Raw genomic sequence first — 14,125 nt, 5'->3', positions numbered from 1 at the left:
ACACCAGATCAGGCCTGGTCTTCTCTGAGAGAAGACCAGGCCTGATCTGTTTCCCGGACTGTTCCGGATCCCCGCTTGGAGTGGGATTGGAGTGGATCTTGGGAAGCGGAATCTCAGAAGCCCCGCTATCGGCCCCCTCTCAGCAGCACGCCGAGCGCACGAACAGGTGACGTGGGCCACATCATCCGTCGGGCCTCCAGCGCCGTCTCCCACACTGCGGTGAGCCCCTCCATCAGGGTCTGACGCATGTCGGGGCTGATGTGGTCGTACCGGGCCTGCACCGAGCCGTCCAGGTGGCCGAGCCGCTCGTCCATCAGCTTGGGCGGCGTCCGAAGATCCCTCATGATCTTCTTGTGGGTGTGCCGCAGCCCATGCGGGGTCAGCCCCCGCACAATCGGCGCCCAGCACGCCTCGGCACGGTCGGAGGCATTCCTCCCCCGCGCCGGCACCCCAGGCCACGGTTCGGTCAGCAGCGGCACCGGATGCGCCTCCTGGGGGGCTTTCTTCGGGTACCACCCGGTGGCAGCCGGCTGGAACAGCCAGGTGGCAAACCCCGACCGGCGCCAGTGAGCCGCATGCTCCGCGGGCACACCACCCCGCACGTACCCGAGCTCCGCCATGGCCGCCTCAACCCTGAGCCGCGATTCCTCCTTCACGGCTCCGGGGCGATTCAGCACGTTCGATACCGTGCCGGTCGAGACCTCAGCGCGACGGGCGACGTCGGCCAGCTTCACAGCGCATCTGCGGGAGGTGCCGTTGGGGGCGCCGTAGCCACGGAAGATGTACGTGCGCCCGTGGCACTCACACGGCTTCGGATCCATGCGAGCGATGTGGTCACGCACTAAGGACGACAGGAACTGCGGATTATCGACGGTTCGATACGAGTCGTCCTTGGGCGGGCAACGGTTCAGCTCGCCCGTGTCCAGCTCGTACAGCTGCCATTCGACTCGCACGCTGTCCTGCCGCCAGTACTTCTCCTCCAGGCCGACGAGCTCACCCCACCGCAGGCCTGTGTACCCCTTGGTGACCACGGCCACGAACTCGTCGTCCCGCCCGGACAGCAGCGACGCCCGTTCGGCGATGAGGAGAATGCCGAGAGCATCGGTCGTCACCTTCTCAGGCGTACGGTCCCGCGACCGACCTGCGCGTTTGCCACGCCCGCGGCGCCTCGCGGCCGGGTTGCTACCGATGAGCCCTTCGTCAGTAGCGTCGGCAAGGATGAGGTGCAGCGTCCCGCGCCAGGTCTTCACGCTGCTGGCCTCGTACGGCGCCGCCCGTTCCTTCTTCGCCCAGGCCTCGATGCCCGAGCGGCTGATCTCATCGAGCGCCTTGTCCCCGAACTCAGGGAGAAGGTGTTCCTCGATATGCCGCTTGTAGTTCTGCATCGTCGACGCGGCGAGGTCCTGCTCGCTGTACCACTGACTCGCGTACTCGCCGAAGGTCAGCTTGGATGCTTCGGTAGTGGCCTGCCGCGGCTCCTCGGCCGTCGTCTGCCCCTGCGGCAGAACAAGCATGGTGGCTCCCCTCTGCCTGAGCAGAGCCTCCATGTCGTTGGCAGCCTTGGCAGCCTCACGCTTGCTCTTGAAGCGAATCACCCGACCGCTCTCGTCCTTGACCGTGCCAAGGACGCCGGGGCTGACCCAGTAGCGGCCGCGGTAATGACCGCTTCTCTGCTTCTCTCCGTAGCCCACTGCGGTTGGCCTCCCTTCTTAAGCAGCGGCCGCAGCTGAGCCCGAGCGCTTGGCCCTGCGCGGCGGCTTGGGCCGGAGTTGGATTGCGGGAACCTTCGCGTCCCGGCGAGCGGGGGGTATGGCCGGCTCCCGCGGCACCGACTCCAGCCGCCAGACCGGGCGCTCCTCGAAGACAGTGACGATCTCGGCGTAGTGCTCCGCCGTGAACCGGTACGCCCCGCCCACTCGCGTGAACGGGATACGACGCTGCCTCGCCTGTTCCTTGACCCACCACTCCGAGCAGCCGAGGGCCTTGGCAACGTCGGCCGGCCGGAAGAGGTGCGGCAGGGTGACGTCTGTGACGCTGTGACTGCTGTGACCGCTCATGCCTGTCCCCCGTTGTCACCGGGGACGACGTAGCCCCCGTCCTTCCTGATGAGCTGGACGTCGTTGGCCATGCGCGAGCAGGTCTGCCGCACGAGGACCGGATCGAGTCCGGTCTCCTCGGCGATCTCCTTCGGCTTGGCTCCGGGGTGCTCGCGGACGTAGCGCAGGACCCTCACCCGGGTGTCCCCGATGGTGTGGTCAGCGGCAGGGCCTTCGAGGAGTTGCCAGGCGCCGGCCTCCGCGTAGAAGCGGAGGGCGTACTCGGCCTCGTCGACATCGCGGCCCGTAACGTGCAGGACACCGTCGGCCTGGCCGCGGGAGCGCTTGAGGACGAGAGTGGCGTCCGCGGCTCCCGCCAGACCGTTCGTGCCAGATACCTCGGCAAGGAAGTCGTCCGAGGCGGCCTTACGAACGTGGTGGACCAGGACCATGGCGATGCCGTAGTGATCCGCGATGCGCTTGGCGTGGCCGACCGCGGTGTAGTCCGCGTCGTAGGCCGAAGCGCCCGGAGCAGATGATCCGCGCATCTTGGCGAACACATCGATCACGACCATCCGGGCATCCGGATTGCGGTCGATCCACTGCGCGATCGCCTCGTTCCCACCCTGCGGCAGCGGCGGACACGAGGTCGCCAGCGTCAGCGTGGACGGCGCCCGATCCTTGCCGAGGATCTTGCGCATCCGGGTCTGCAATCGCCGCGGGGTGTCCTCCAGCGCGAGATAGAGAACCGGCCCGCCGTCCACCGGAACACTGTCCATGGCCCGGCCGCCGGCCGCGACCGACAGGGCCAGGCCGAGGGAGAGCCAGGATTTGCCCACCTTCGGCGGGCCGGCCAGCAGGTTCACGCCCTCCGAGATAATCCCGGGTACGGCCCAGCGCGGGTCGGGGAACTCCGTCGCCATGAGCTCGTCCGCCGTCCACGCCGTACGGATGCGCTGCTGTGCAGGCTGCAAGGGACGCGGCTCAGCGTCGGCAGCTGAGTACAGGTGTGGCGGCAGGGAGTACGAGGTCTCGCTCACGCCGCCCTCCAACCACGAACCGTCCGGGGCCGCTTCGCCCCGGCACGCAGGCCAGAGGCGACGGTCCGCCGGGCATCGAGCTCGGCGAGGCCGACGCCTACGGCTGCGGCGGCGAGCCACTCAGTTACCTCGGCGGCGTCGAGCTGGCGGCCGGCCACAAGCTGGCCGAGGGCGACTGCGGCCTGGTAGAGCGCGTTGTTGCGATTGCCCTCACCCGCGCGCGAGACCCGCTGCAGCTCGCCGTCGACGGCGGAGCGAAGATAGGCGTCGTGCCGGTTCACGGAGGCCAGCGGCACCGCCACCGGGCGCTGCGGAGGCAGCGGCGCCGGACTGAGGAGCTCCGCCAGCCACTCCGGCAGCGGCGCAGGCGGCGCATCATGGATCACGCTGTACGGCGTGCCCCCGATCAGGCTGCCCGCGCCGACGATGTACCCGCCGTGGGCACGGGTGTCGATCTTCCAGCCGAGGGCCCCTGCGGTGTTCCGCAGCTCCACTTCGGCGGGAGCGATGAAGTACAGATGCATGCCGCCGCTCACGCTGCGGACGGTGTACGTCTCTGTGGGGAACCGCCGACCGTGCTCCTCCGCGAGGACCGCCAGCATGTCAGCGCCGTCCCTCACTCCCGTGGGAACGCCGGCCGGCGGGACGTCGCGCTCCTGCTTGGGTACGTCGAGATCGATCACCACCAACCGCGACCGGCCGGTGGCAATGCCGATATTGAAGTCACCTGCCGACCAGCATCGACCGACCCGTTCGGCATCGGCGGTCGCGCGAGGCTCCCACGAGCGGACAGCAGGGCGCTTGTTGTTGGGGACGAGCGGAAAGACGCGCCAGCCCCGCTCAACCGCGTCAAGCGCGGCACGGGGCAGCGGAGAAGGGGTGTTGTGGTGCATCCTGATGGCAACTCCTGATTCCGTGGACGGGATGGGGAGGCCGGGGCAGCGGGCGTACTTTGACCCGTCGACCGCTGCCCCGGGCGAGATCAGAAGTCCTGCGTGCAGCTCCACGCGTGGTACTCCTGACGGACATAGGCCCGGCAGTCCTCGCCGAAGATCAGCTCGGCTCCCTTGAGGCTCAGCCCGGCATGTGTGATGTCGTGTTCGACCAGTTGCCGCGCGACACGTTCGGCAACCCGGATCGCTTGCGCGGCCGTCGCCGGGGCGAACGTCTTCGCCTCCTTGATCGCGATGCGGTCGAAGGCCGCCGCCTTCCGGATCCAGAACTCGCGGTCCTGCTCGCCGACGCATCGGCTGTGCTTGGTCACCCAGATGACCTCAGAGACGAGGCTCGGGGCATCGGCGTAGGAGGCGGCGGGGTCACTGATGTGCGATTCGATCGTCACTGCTTCTCCTCGCTGGTGCTGCGCCTCCTGGCGCTGGTGATCAGGAAGTGGAGGGCGCTCTCGGCCTGCTCTCCGTAGGCGTACGAGCTGTCAGCCAGCCCGGCGGTGACGTCCAGCGGGCCGGCCACTGCGGCGACCTCGTGCTCGTCGAGGTCGAGGGTCGCGAACGGGGCGGGTTCCCAGGCGCGTTCGCGGGCGATGACGTCGCTCCTGAGCACGGCGAGGCGTTCGTTCCCGACCCACCTGCTGAGGCCTTCTCGGAGGTCGGGCAGCAGACAGCCCGGAATCACGTACTGGCCGGTCTCACTGCATTCGAGTTCGACATGGCCAGGGCGCTCGCCCCTGATGACGGCCAGCGCGGCCGACGCCGCGCCGTAGGCGTAGGCCCTCGCAGTGTTCTCGTAGAGGGCCGCGGTCGACCGCTCATGGGTCATCCGCAGATCCCGAATCTTCCCCAGGGCGACGCCATGAGGATGGACCTTGTACCCGTCCGTGGCGCGGAGGCTGCCGTCCACGAACTGGAGACGCGCGGGTTCGATGTTCCACGCAGCGACTTGCGCCGCCTGTAACGCGAGCCGGGTCTCGCGGGCAGCAGCCCCGAGGGCGAAGACGCTGTTGGTCAAGCTGTCGAACCACTTCATGGTGCGGTTGGGCATGGGCGTCCTCCGTGAATGGAGTGCGGCCGGGCTATCCGGCCCTCCGCACGGTCCCGGCTCGGTTGGTCAGGGCCGCACAGGGGACCGTCAGCCAAGGGCCTGAGCCGCCACGTTGCCCCCGCCGGCCCCCTTGAGCAGGAGTTCACGGAGGTCGGCGCCCACGAGGGCGGTGAGGCGCTGCTCGATCGCCTGCCAGGAGGCCGAGTCGATGGCCATGAGCGCGGCAATGGCCGCAGGCCCCTTGCCTTCCTCTATGGCAGTCAGCGCGTCCCTGAGTTCGCCGGCGGCCATGAGCGAGATCGGCTGAGAGGCGGATGAGGTCTGGTTCGGCACGGGAACTCCTTCGGGGGTGGGATGGGTTGGGCGTGGGCTACATCGAGGCCATGACCAGCGCGGCCATGCCGAGGGCTGTGGCGTGTGCCGCATGGTCGATGTGCGCGGCTCCGCCGTTGAGGAGGTATTCGCGCTGACCGGCGCGGACCATCCACCAGCTGATGGGCCAACGGCGGTCGATCACGGCATGCGTGCCGCCGATCCACGCCAGGCCGAGCACGGTGGCGGCCGGGGTCAGCGGGAGGCCGAGGGCGAAGACGCCGATGGTGAGGGCGAAGGCAGAGACGACGACGTGCGTGCTGGCGTGGGCGATGTTCGCCCACCAGCCGTGAGAACCCTTCGCGTCCTTGTTGGCGGCCTGGTCGTCGGTCTGGAGCGGGTAATCGGCGAGGAGGTGCGAGATGTAGAGCAGTACGAAGAGCTGGGCGAACACCTTGGTTCTCCTGTACAGAACGGGACGAGCAGGGAGGCTCAGAGGCTGGGGATGGCGTTGCCGATGGCGGACACGACCTGGTCGATGGGCGCGGCGGCACCGGTGCGGCTGAGGTAGTGGCCGAAGAGCACGGCAACGGTCGCGGCGCCGATACCGACGGACTTCGAGCGGATGAGCATGGCCAAGATGAGGCCGAAGAACACGAGGGCGGAGATCGAGAAGGACACGGTGGGACTCCTTGTCACGGTGATCAGCGAGTGCCTTCGCGGTGGAGGCGAACGGCGGCGTTGTAGAGGCGGCGCCCGACGCGGATGCGCTGGCCATAGCCCTGGCAGCGGCGGCACTGCCGACCGCGCTTGAGCCGCCCGTCCCGGGTCTGGCGGATCGCGAACCCCCACCCCTTGCACTTGCGGCAGGCTCCGAACGGGCTCGCGGCGCACAGGCAGGCGTAACAGAGAGCAACGAGTATGAGGCCGGGCATAGCGTGGAGCAGGGAGGACACCGGAACCCCTCTCAGGGCAAGATCCAGGAGGCGGCGGCGAGGTGCCGCTAGGAGCTAGTGCGCAGGTCAGAGGACGTTTCAGCTGCTAGCAGGGGCGCTAGACCTAGCGGGAGCCCCCGCTAGGTCTAGCGGGAGGGTCGGCTATGCGGCGTCGGCGCTGCCATCACGTTCCGCAAGCGCCGCGAGTACGTCGGCGCGCCTGATGCCACGCCGGTTCGCACCCTTGCCGTCCTCGGTAGTGCCCCACACCTGGACGGTGCGGACGCCGTACGGCTTGAGCGCGGACGTCAGCTGTTCCGGGGCCCACCCGGCGTAGACGTCCGGCCGGAGTTCCTCGAGCCGGGAGACCACCGTCTCGTTCCACGCCTTCGACTCGTTCGCCGCGATGACCACGGCGACGTCCCGCAGCAAGTCGAATGACGGCGCCTCGGCCTCGAGCTCCTCCCCGAGCGCATGGCCCGAGAGGGTGCCGGCTGCTTCACGCAGCTTGTAGGCGCGGCGGGCGATCAGGTCCGCCGTGGGCGCGTCGATGTAGGTGGCGGCAACGATGCGGGCATCAGCGCCTTCACCGACGAAGTAGTGAATGCCCTTGTCACCCCAGGCGAACATCGTCGCGCGGACACCGCGCTGGTACGCCGAGGTGCCCAGGACCATGTCGTTCTCCAACTGCCCCATGACCTTCAGGCACCACCGGGACGAGGCGTTCGCACTGATGCCGGTGGGCAAGGACTTCGCGTCCGGGCGCTGTGTGGCAAGCACCAGCGTGATGCCGAGAGCGGGCCCGCGCTTCGTCAGATCGGTGCAGATCTCCTCGAACTCCTTGCCATGCTCGGGATGCTCGAACCACACCTGGCACTCGTCCGTGCCGACTACGATCGGGTGCAGCCTCAGGCTCTTCTTGTCGGCCAGTTCGCTGGTGACCTTGGACTCGGGGCAGATGTCCCGGGGAAGGTTGCGGACGACCTTGGCCCGGCGTCGCAGTTCCTCGCGCAGAGACCGGAGGTCGCGCAAGGCGTACTGGATCTCCTCGTCGTCGTCCCCGGCCCGGTAGCTATGGGCCACGCGCTCCAGCGGCCCGAGGTCACCGGTGCCCTTGAGGTCGTAGACGTGGAGCTCGGCGCGTGGATCCAGGGAAGCGATCAACAGGAGCAGGCGCAGCAGGAACGTCTTGCCCATGCGTGGGATGGCACCGATGATCCCCGAGATGTACATCAGGGTCACCTCCACCCACCGCCCGCGCTGATCCGTGCCGTACGGCGCGGACTTGAACAGGTCGACCGCCCCACTCTTGAGCAGCGGCCACGCCGGCTTCCTTGCCTTGGCCATGTCCTGGTCGCCCACCCACAGCGCCAGGCGGCCGGTGTGCTCCTCGGACACCGCCTCGGGCCACACACAGCCGAGCGGGCGGCGGAGGCCGGAGGCGAGCCTGTCGCGCCGGTTGATCACGTCCGTCACGGTCACGCCGTACGGGAGGTCGCCCTCGGCCCGCCAGCCGGCGCCGTCACGGACGATCGGCGCGGTGAACTTGAAGCCGTCCGCACCCTTGCTCTGTGCCTGGTTGATGGCCGCGATTCCCAGCGAACCGAGAGCCCGGAGGACGATGTCACTGGTGAGCCGTGTTGCCCTCGGAACCTCCACAGCCCTGTGGATGATGGGGGCATCGGCCGGCTGTCCCAGCCATCCCAGCGCCATCGCTACCGCGGCGCCGCATAACGCGAGCAGCCATGTCGGCGCCAGGACGTACAGAGTGATCGCCGTGGTGAGCCCCACCACCGCACCGACGACAGCGACGACCGTCCGCCACCGCACACGGCGGTCCCTCTGGCGAGAGAGCTTCAGGTAGTCGTCGATGTCCTCGTGGGCAGCTGCGGCCTGTCGGAACGGCTCTCCTTCAGCATCAGCGACCCACCGCAGCGTGCCGCCGATGAACCGCGCCGCCCCGCGCGGCGCCTGAGCCGTGAGGCAAAGCCCGTACCACGGCGTCCGCACAGCGTGGTACGTGGCGACGTGGTACGCGTACGCCGCGACGCCCTTGCCCGCCTGCATGAACTCCTGCCGCGACTTCGCCCAAGCGGGGATGACGGGGCGCCGCTTGGCGCCCTGCGCACGGTCAGTCAGGCTGGGGCTTGGCGTCCCGCCGGGCTGGTCAACGTTGATCACTTCACCCGCAGCCGCAGCGGCGGCCGGATCGGGGTCACTCGCTTCGGCCGTGCGGCCACGGTCCATCCGGCGCTTGCCGAAGTCGACAACCGCTCCGTCGGGATCAAGTCCGTCGTCGGATTCGTGCTTCACTGAATCGTCCTTCCGAACGGGAGGCAACCCGGGCCCCGGCCCTACCCGCCAAAGCAGCGGCCGGGCCCGGTGTGGAGTGAGCGGAAGCATGGTTGAGCTCGTCAGGGCGTTGTAAGCACCGTCGATTCGGGCTCCGGCTCACCGCGGCCACTCACCAACGTGAGTTGGCCGGGGGTCGGACGCGGACCGCGCTCGTCGTCGAGCTTCACGAACACGCCGTGCACATAGCTGGGCGCACGGGTCGCCCGTTGCGCGGTCTCCCGAACGGAGAGCCCTTTCGTCCAGCCGTCCTCGATGACCTTCTGTGCCTTTGCAGTGCTCAGCCTCTTGGCACCCTCGCCATCCCCCGGCTCGGGATGCCCTTGCCCCAGAGCCGGTTGTTCAGGTGAACGGGGCTCCGCGTTCACCCCCTGAGCTGGGACAACATCGGGAAAGAGCACTCGGGGGTATCCGCCCCGGCGAATGTTCTCGGTTGCCTGCCGCATCTGCTCGCGAGCTTGGGAGGCCAGCGCCGAAGCGGCCGGGTCTGGAGCCTGCTCGTCCCACGGCGACACCAGGTCGACGGTGGCCAGGGCTCCTGCGTTTCGCCGTGCAGCGAGCTGTTCGAGCAGCTTTCGGCGCTGTATGCAGTCCGTGCCGACCGACGCCCGCGCGACGGCCTTCGACAGGCGGCGAGTCGTCCGCCGGCCGTTCCACCCATCGCGCCGCTCGAGGCTCTGCTCGGCGAGGCGCGCAGCCAGGGCAACCGCCCGCGCCGTCGCCCGGTCGCGGGTGATCTGCGCGGCATCGCGGTCGCGCTCGGCGATGCCGAGACGCGAAAGAAGCCGTTCGCGCAGTTCTCGGCCCAGGACGGCGGCGAGCCCGGCCGACTCGGCCTCCGGCTTCCGGTGACGCAGCTCGATGCCCATGGCGAGGTGCCACAGCATGGCGGCCATGACCGGGCCGAAGAAGGCACGAACCGTGCCGCCGATCGGACCGGATTCGGTATACGCAGGAATGATCTGAACCCCGGTGATCACCCACACAATGACTCCGGGCACCCCGGGCGCACCGCTCGGACCATGGAGGTTCTGGCGAGCCATCAGGGCCGTACCGAAAAGCGCCAGCTCGGCCGTCGCGAACAAAGCAGCGCGCTCAACCACACTGGCCATCTGAAGCATGTCACCGGCGAATCGCCACGACGTGTCGGCGCTGTACGCGGTGCAGCCGACTGCCGCAAAGGCAGCGACGCGGACCGCCGGAGTGTCGAGCTTCGCGGTGCTGCCGAGCATCCGCAGGCCTCGCCAGAGGATCCAGACGAGGGGCAGCGTGGCGGCGACTACGACCGCGGGCACCGCAATCAGGGAGAGAAGAGCAGGCGCCATCACGCCACCATCCCTGCCGATGTCGTCAGCAGCGCGGCGCACTCGCTCCTGACTACCGCAACCTCGAGCTGGGCCGCGTAGAGCGCGTTCAGCAGCGCGATCTCGTCGGCACCGCTCTCCTCCCACAGCTCGGCGAGGACGTCGCGGGCCGCCGAGACACGAGCCACGCGATCCTCGGCGGATTCACCGGGGAGGCCGAGGAAGAGCTCTCGGAAGTCCTCCTCGAACCCGAAGGCGAGCTCCTCGAAATCCTCGTCGTTCACGGCTTCCTGGTGACCGACGTACGTACGCATTGACCTCTCCAAACGTCCTGGACGGGATGGGAGATCGGCGGCAGCAGGCTTCCTTGACCCGTCGACCGCTGCCGCCGACCGGAGGACTTCAGACCCGGAAGCGTCGCGGGCTGGTGAAGCGAAGCCACCACTGGTACGCGGCCATCACCGCGCTGTAGGCGCCGAGGCCGCAGAGGAAGATCACGAGCCGGTCAGCGCCGAGGTGTTCGGCGGACCGGCCGCCGAGGAAGGCTGCGACCAGGGCGCCGACGAGGAAGAGCAGGGCGACGACGCCGCGCCCGATCGTCGTCGGCCTGGCGGGGCGGGCCACGAGGACCACCGCGCCCGGCGACACCAGGCGGAAGCTCCCTCCCGGGAGCTGGACGGTGACGCGCCTCTCGGCACCGTGGCGGGCGATTCCGGCAAAGGTGCCGAGGGCCATGTCGTTGCGGTCACGGACGACATCGCCGATAGCGAGCTTCATTGATCCCCCTGGGGTGTAAAGGCAGGAGACCGGTGGCAGGCGGAAGCCGGCCCCGGGGTGAAGTTCAGGGAGACCGCTCATCCGGAGACGAGTGGTCATCACCTCCGGTGCCACCGACTCGCGGCGGCACCGGAGATCAAAAACACTCGTTCGTCCAGGCACTCTGTGCAGTTCTCAAGGAACGACTCGCAACAAACTCCTCAAGAGATCAAGTCCTCAAGTCCTCTTTAGGAGTTGAGGAGACTATGACGTCGGCCTCTCCGACTCGTCAAGTCCTCTTTAGGAGTCGTATGCTGAGCGCCGTCGGCAAGACAGGACGGTGAGCACCGATGGCGAAGGCATACGAGCGGATCGCAGACGATCTCCGAGAGTCCATTCGCGCAGGTCAGCTAGGTCCTGGCGAGCGCCTGCCCTCGGAAACCGTGCTGGCGGAGGAGTACGGGCGAAGCGTCCCGACCATCCGCGAAGCACTTCGTCTTCTGCGTGACGAAGGGCTGATCGAGAAGCAGCACGGGCGCGGAAACTTCGTCCGCCAGGCCCGGACCACGGTGCGTCGGACGAACCTCCGGCATCAGTGGGAGAAGGACCGGGCCCGCGAGTCGGAGGCGCACCGGAGGCAGACCGGCGCGACCGAGCACGACACCGGGTTGCAGGTGAATGACCTCGTCTTCCGCGCCTCCTACCGAGAGACCACGGCCGACAAGGACCTGGCGGAGGCCTTCGGCGTCCCGGAGGGCCATGCCCTCCTCGAGCGCACGTACCGGACGCGCTACGCAGCCGAGCGCGCGCCATTCACGCTGGTCACGTCCTACCTAGTCCACGACATAGTCGCCGCGAACCCGGACCTCCTGTCCGCGGCCAATGAGCCATGGCCAGGCGGCACCCAAAACCAGCTCTTCACCGTCGGGATCGAACTCGACCGCATCGAGGAACGCGTTTCCGCCCGTCCGCCGACACCTGAGGAAGCGGAGGAACTGGACCTCCCGCCGGGCACGGCCGTGATCCTCCTCCGGAAGACCTCATACGACATCAATGACCGCGTAGTGGAGATCTCCGACGTCACCCTCCCCGGCGACCGCACGGAACTGTTCTTCACCACTCCCCTGGAAAGGTGGTGAGTGCCGTGCGCCGGCGCATCATCATCGTCACCGCTGTGCACGGCCCGTCCGCCCACCACCTCCCAGACGCCTATAAGTCACTCTGCGCCCAGGAGCTCCCCGACGGCTGGGAGTGGCACTGGCTCATCCAGGAGGACGGCGAGACCGAGGACGTCTCCCCTCACCTTCCCGACGACGAGCGCGTGACGTTCCGCCAGGGCCGACACGGCGGTCCGGGCGTCGCCCGGACCATGGCTCTCGCCAACGCTGATGGCGACTACGTCAAGATCCTCGACGCCGACGACCAGCTCGCCTCAGGGGCCCTCGCCCGTGACCTGGCGGTCCTGGAACGTGACACCAGCATCGGCTGGACGACGTCGCGCGTGCTGGACCTGATGCCCGACGGCTCCACCATCGGCTTCGACCAGGACCCGGAGGACGGCCCGATAGAGCGCGGAGCTGTGCTGGAACACTGGCGGGCACACAACTACCGGGCCCAGGTTCACCCGGCGACACTCTGCGTTCGCCGCGACCTGCTTCTGGCGCTGGGCGGATGGATGGCACTGCCGGCGTCGGAGGACACCGGGCTCCTGCTCGCGCTGGACGCCGTGAGCCGCGGTTACTTCACCCGCGAGGTAGGGCTTCTCTACCGCAAGTGGCCAGGGCAGGCGACCGGGCAGGCGGCACACACGGACGCCGTGGAGCGGGACACCCGCATGGCCGTCATCGAGGCGCGGGCACGCTCGCTGGCCTACTACCAGTGGCGATACCCGACTACGGGTTGATCGGCACTTCGTAGACGATCTCGCTGAGAGCGGTCGGCACGACGATGTCGGCCGTCTCCACCGGCCGCCCGCCGTCGTCGAAGTACGTCCGCTGGATCCGCATCACCAAGGCACCGCGCTGAATGCCGAGGAGGTTCGCCTCCTCGGTCTCCGCGTGCCCCGCCTCCGGGCGCTCTACAGAGCGGCTGACCGTGATGCCGATCTCCGCCATGCGCCGAACCACCCCCTTGCCTGCCATCGGCCCGGCTTCGGGCAGCACGACAAGCGAGCCGGATGTGATGGCGTACGGCTCCCAGCTCGTCGCGATCTGCACCGGCTTGCCGTCCGCCATGAACTCGTACCCGGTTCTTACGCAGTAGTCGCCCTCCGAGATACCGAGGCGCACAGCGATGTGCGGCGGCGCCGGCACCATCCCGTCGGTCCGGCTCTCCCAGGTCGCCCGCTTGCCCAGCGCGGCCATGTCCGCGTGGAACGGCAATCCCTCGACCTGCTCGCGTTCCCGCGAGCGCACCAAGCGCACCCGTTCACGCGACTGCGCGACGTACGTGCCTGAGCCCGCGCGGCCTTCCAACACGCCTTGCTCGATGAGCACTTCTTGGGCGCGGCGCACGACGCCATCGGTCACACCGCACTCCTGTGCCAACTGAGCACGAGAGGGCAGGCGGTCGCCCGGCATCCACTCCTGGCTCTCGATGCGCTTCCGGAGCACGTCTGCGAAACGGAGGTAAGGCGGCTGCTCACGCATGTGGAAAATCTAGGCCCCTAGCTCTAATCTAGGCAGCCAGACTATATCTAGGCGCCCAGCTTTGGATCTAGGCGACCACGGTCAGTGATCGCGTGGCGACGAAGGGACGGGTTTTGCACTCGCTGGAGGCACGAGTCGACGCCATCGCGGCACGCCTCACCGCCGCCGGCTGCGTCCCCCGGGTAAGCGATCACGACACCCACGTGCGCATCGAGACGGAGGTACCGGAGCAAGCCCCCACCGAGGCATGGCGAGAGTTCTTAGCAGCTCTAGACGCCGCGGACTGGTGGGGGATCGCCATCGGCAGCAAACGCGGCCGCACCGCTTGGGCCGCTGTCGACAAAGAAACCCCCGCGGCAATCGAGGCTGCCCGGGGGCGCGGCAACCAGCTTTGAGGAGCTGATCAGCGTGTCCAACTTTATCCGCCGAGCCGCCACTTGGACCAGGCAGCGATTCGTTCACCCGCCGGACCGAGCTCAGCGCCGCCCGGTGAACGACCTCGCGTATCCAGAGCCGGAATCGGCACCCGGCGGCTCCGTCCAGGAGACTGAAAGGACCCCGCGGTGGGCGACGTCGTCTGGCGACGACGCAGCGGTCGCCCACCCGCACAAGCCGACCGGCTCCGTCAGCACCCCGCCTTACAGCATGCCGTTCGGCTGGCGGGGAGACTGCGGACAGTACGTGGCGGGTGCACGCCGATGATGCCGCGCCCCCGCCGCTCAGCGGAGGCGTATCGCTCCGCCT

General features: G+C 68.4%; 17 protein-coding genes. 3 read left to right on the top strand and 14 right to left on the bottom strand.

Annotated features, from left to right (window positions below):
• Positions 1–125 precede the first annotated feature (125 nt).
• From IE295_RS13785 to IE295_RS13725, 13 genes are all read right to left on the bottom strand, one after another.
• On the bottom strand, positions 126–1,691 hold the full coding sequence (locus tag IE295_RS13785) for a LacI family DNA-binding transcriptional regulator (protein WP_190063887.1): 1,566 nt from the start codon (positions 1,689–1,691) through the stop codon (positions 126–128).
• A gap of 18 nt (positions 1,692–1,709) precedes the next feature.
• Positions 1,710–2,057 (bottom strand): helix-turn-helix domain-containing protein, encoded by a 348-nt coding sequence (locus IE295_RS13780; RefSeq protein WP_190063886.1) that lies wholly within the window; start codon positions 2,055–2,057, stop codon positions 1,710–1,712.
• Positions 2,054–3,076 carry an AAA family ATPase gene (locus tag IE295_RS13775; RefSeq protein WP_190063885.1) on the bottom strand — a complete coding sequence of 341 codons (1,023 nt, stop codon included), beginning with the start codon at positions 3,074–3,076 and terminating at the stop codon, positions 2,054–2,056. The genes IE295_RS13780 and IE295_RS13775 overlap by 4 nt, the downstream gene beginning before the upstream one ends.
• Positions 3,073–3,969 carry a bifunctional DNA primase/polymerase gene (locus IE295_RS13770; protein ID WP_190063884.1) on the bottom strand — a complete coding sequence of 299 codons (897 nt, stop codon included), beginning with the start codon at positions 3,967–3,969 and terminating at the stop codon, positions 3,073–3,075. Before IE295_RS13770 ends, IE295_RS13775 begins: the two co-directional genes overlap by 4 nt.
• A gap of 89 nt (positions 3,970–4,058) precedes the next feature.
• Positions 4,059–4,418, bottom strand: a complete 360-nt coding sequence (locus tag IE295_RS13765; protein ID WP_190063883.1) for a hypothetical protein — start codon at positions 4,416–4,418, stop codon at positions 4,059–4,061.
• Entirely contained in the window at positions 4,415–5,074 is a 660-nt protein-coding gene (locus IE295_RS13760) for a hypothetical protein (RefSeq protein ID WP_190063882.1), read from the bottom strand. The genes IE295_RS13765 and IE295_RS13760 overlap by 4 nt, the downstream gene beginning before the upstream one ends.
• A gap of 87 nt (positions 5,075–5,161) precedes the next feature.
• Positions 5,162–5,407, bottom strand: a complete 246-nt coding sequence (locus IE295_RS13755) for a hypothetical protein (protein ID WP_190063881.1) — start codon at positions 5,405–5,407, stop codon at positions 5,162–5,164.
• 37 nt (positions 5,408–5,444) lie between these two features.
• Positions 5,445–5,840 carry a DUF3307 domain-containing protein gene (locus IE295_RS13750; protein ID WP_190063880.1) on the bottom strand — a complete coding sequence of 132 codons (396 nt, stop codon included), beginning with the start codon at positions 5,838–5,840 and terminating at the stop codon, positions 5,445–5,447.
• A gap of 38 nt (positions 5,841–5,878) precedes the next feature.
• Positions 5,879–6,067, bottom strand: coding sequence for a hypothetical protein (locus tag IE295_RS13745; protein ID WP_190063879.1), 189 nt, complete (start codon positions 6,065–6,067; stop codon positions 5,879–5,881).
• Between the two features lie 416 nt (positions 6,068–6,483).
• The gene (locus tag IE295_RS13740; protein WP_224323030.1) at positions 6,484–8,568 is read right to left on the bottom strand and encodes a cell division protein FtsK; all 2,085 of its coding nucleotides are present in this window, start codon (positions 8,566–8,568) and stop codon (positions 6,484–6,486) included.
• A gap of 167 nt (positions 8,569–8,735) precedes the next feature.
• Positions 8,736–9,998, bottom strand: a complete 1,263-nt coding sequence (locus tag IE295_RS33425; RefSeq protein ID WP_224323010.1) for a hypothetical protein — start codon at positions 9,996–9,998, stop codon at positions 8,736–8,738.
• A complete protein-coding gene (locus IE295_RS13730) occupies positions 9,998–10,291 on the bottom strand; it encodes a hypothetical protein (protein ID WP_190063877.1) in 294 nt (97 codons plus the stop codon). Before IE295_RS13730 ends, IE295_RS33425 begins: the two co-directional genes overlap by 1 nt.
• Positions 10,292–10,379: 88 nt before the next feature.
• Positions 10,380–10,754, bottom strand: coding sequence for a hypothetical protein (locus IE295_RS13725; RefSeq protein WP_190063876.1), 375 nt, complete (start codon positions 10,752–10,754; stop codon positions 10,380–10,382).
• A 329-nt stretch (positions 10,755–11,083) separates the two neighbouring features.
• Here IE295_RS13725 and IE295_RS13720 point away from each other — a divergent pair, with 329 nt between their 5' ends.
• Together IE295_RS13720 and IE295_RS13715 are read left to right on the top strand one after the other, a co-directional pair.
• The gene (locus tag IE295_RS13720; RefSeq protein WP_190063875.1) at positions 11,084–11,872 is read left to right on the top strand and encodes a GntR family transcriptional regulator; all 789 of its coding nucleotides are present in this window, start codon (positions 11,084–11,086) and stop codon (positions 11,870–11,872) included.
• Between the two features lie 5 nt (positions 11,873–11,877).
• The gene (locus IE295_RS13715) at positions 11,878–12,636 is read left to right on the top strand and encodes a glycosyltransferase family 2 protein (RefSeq protein WP_190063874.1); all 759 of its coding nucleotides are present in this window, start codon (positions 11,878–11,880) and stop codon (positions 12,634–12,636) included.
• On the opposite strand, the gene IE295_RS13710 is transcribed toward IE295_RS13715, so the two are convergent.
• On the bottom strand, positions 12,626–13,381 hold the full coding sequence (locus IE295_RS13710; protein ID WP_190063873.1) for a GntR family transcriptional regulator: 756 nt from the start codon (positions 13,379–13,381) through the stop codon (positions 12,626–12,628). The two genes, IE295_RS13715 and IE295_RS13710, sit on opposite strands and share 11 nt — an antisense overlap.
• 92 nt (positions 13,382–13,473) lie before the next feature.
• Between IE295_RS13710 and IE295_RS13705 the strand changes: the two genes are divergently transcribed.
• Positions 13,474–13,776, top strand: coding sequence for a hypothetical protein (locus tag IE295_RS13705; RefSeq protein WP_190063872.1), 303 nt, complete (start codon positions 13,474–13,476; stop codon positions 13,774–13,776).
• Positions 13,777–14,125: the final 349 nt, after the last annotated feature.

The organism is Streptomyces griseocarneus, from assembly GCF_014655595.1.
Classification (GTDB): Bacteria; Actinomycetota; Actinomycetes; order Streptomycetales; family Streptomycetaceae; genus Streptomyces; species Streptomyces griseocarneus.
Note: the sequence above shows the minus strand (reverse complement) of the source record. Positions and strands in the feature narration are given on the sequence as shown.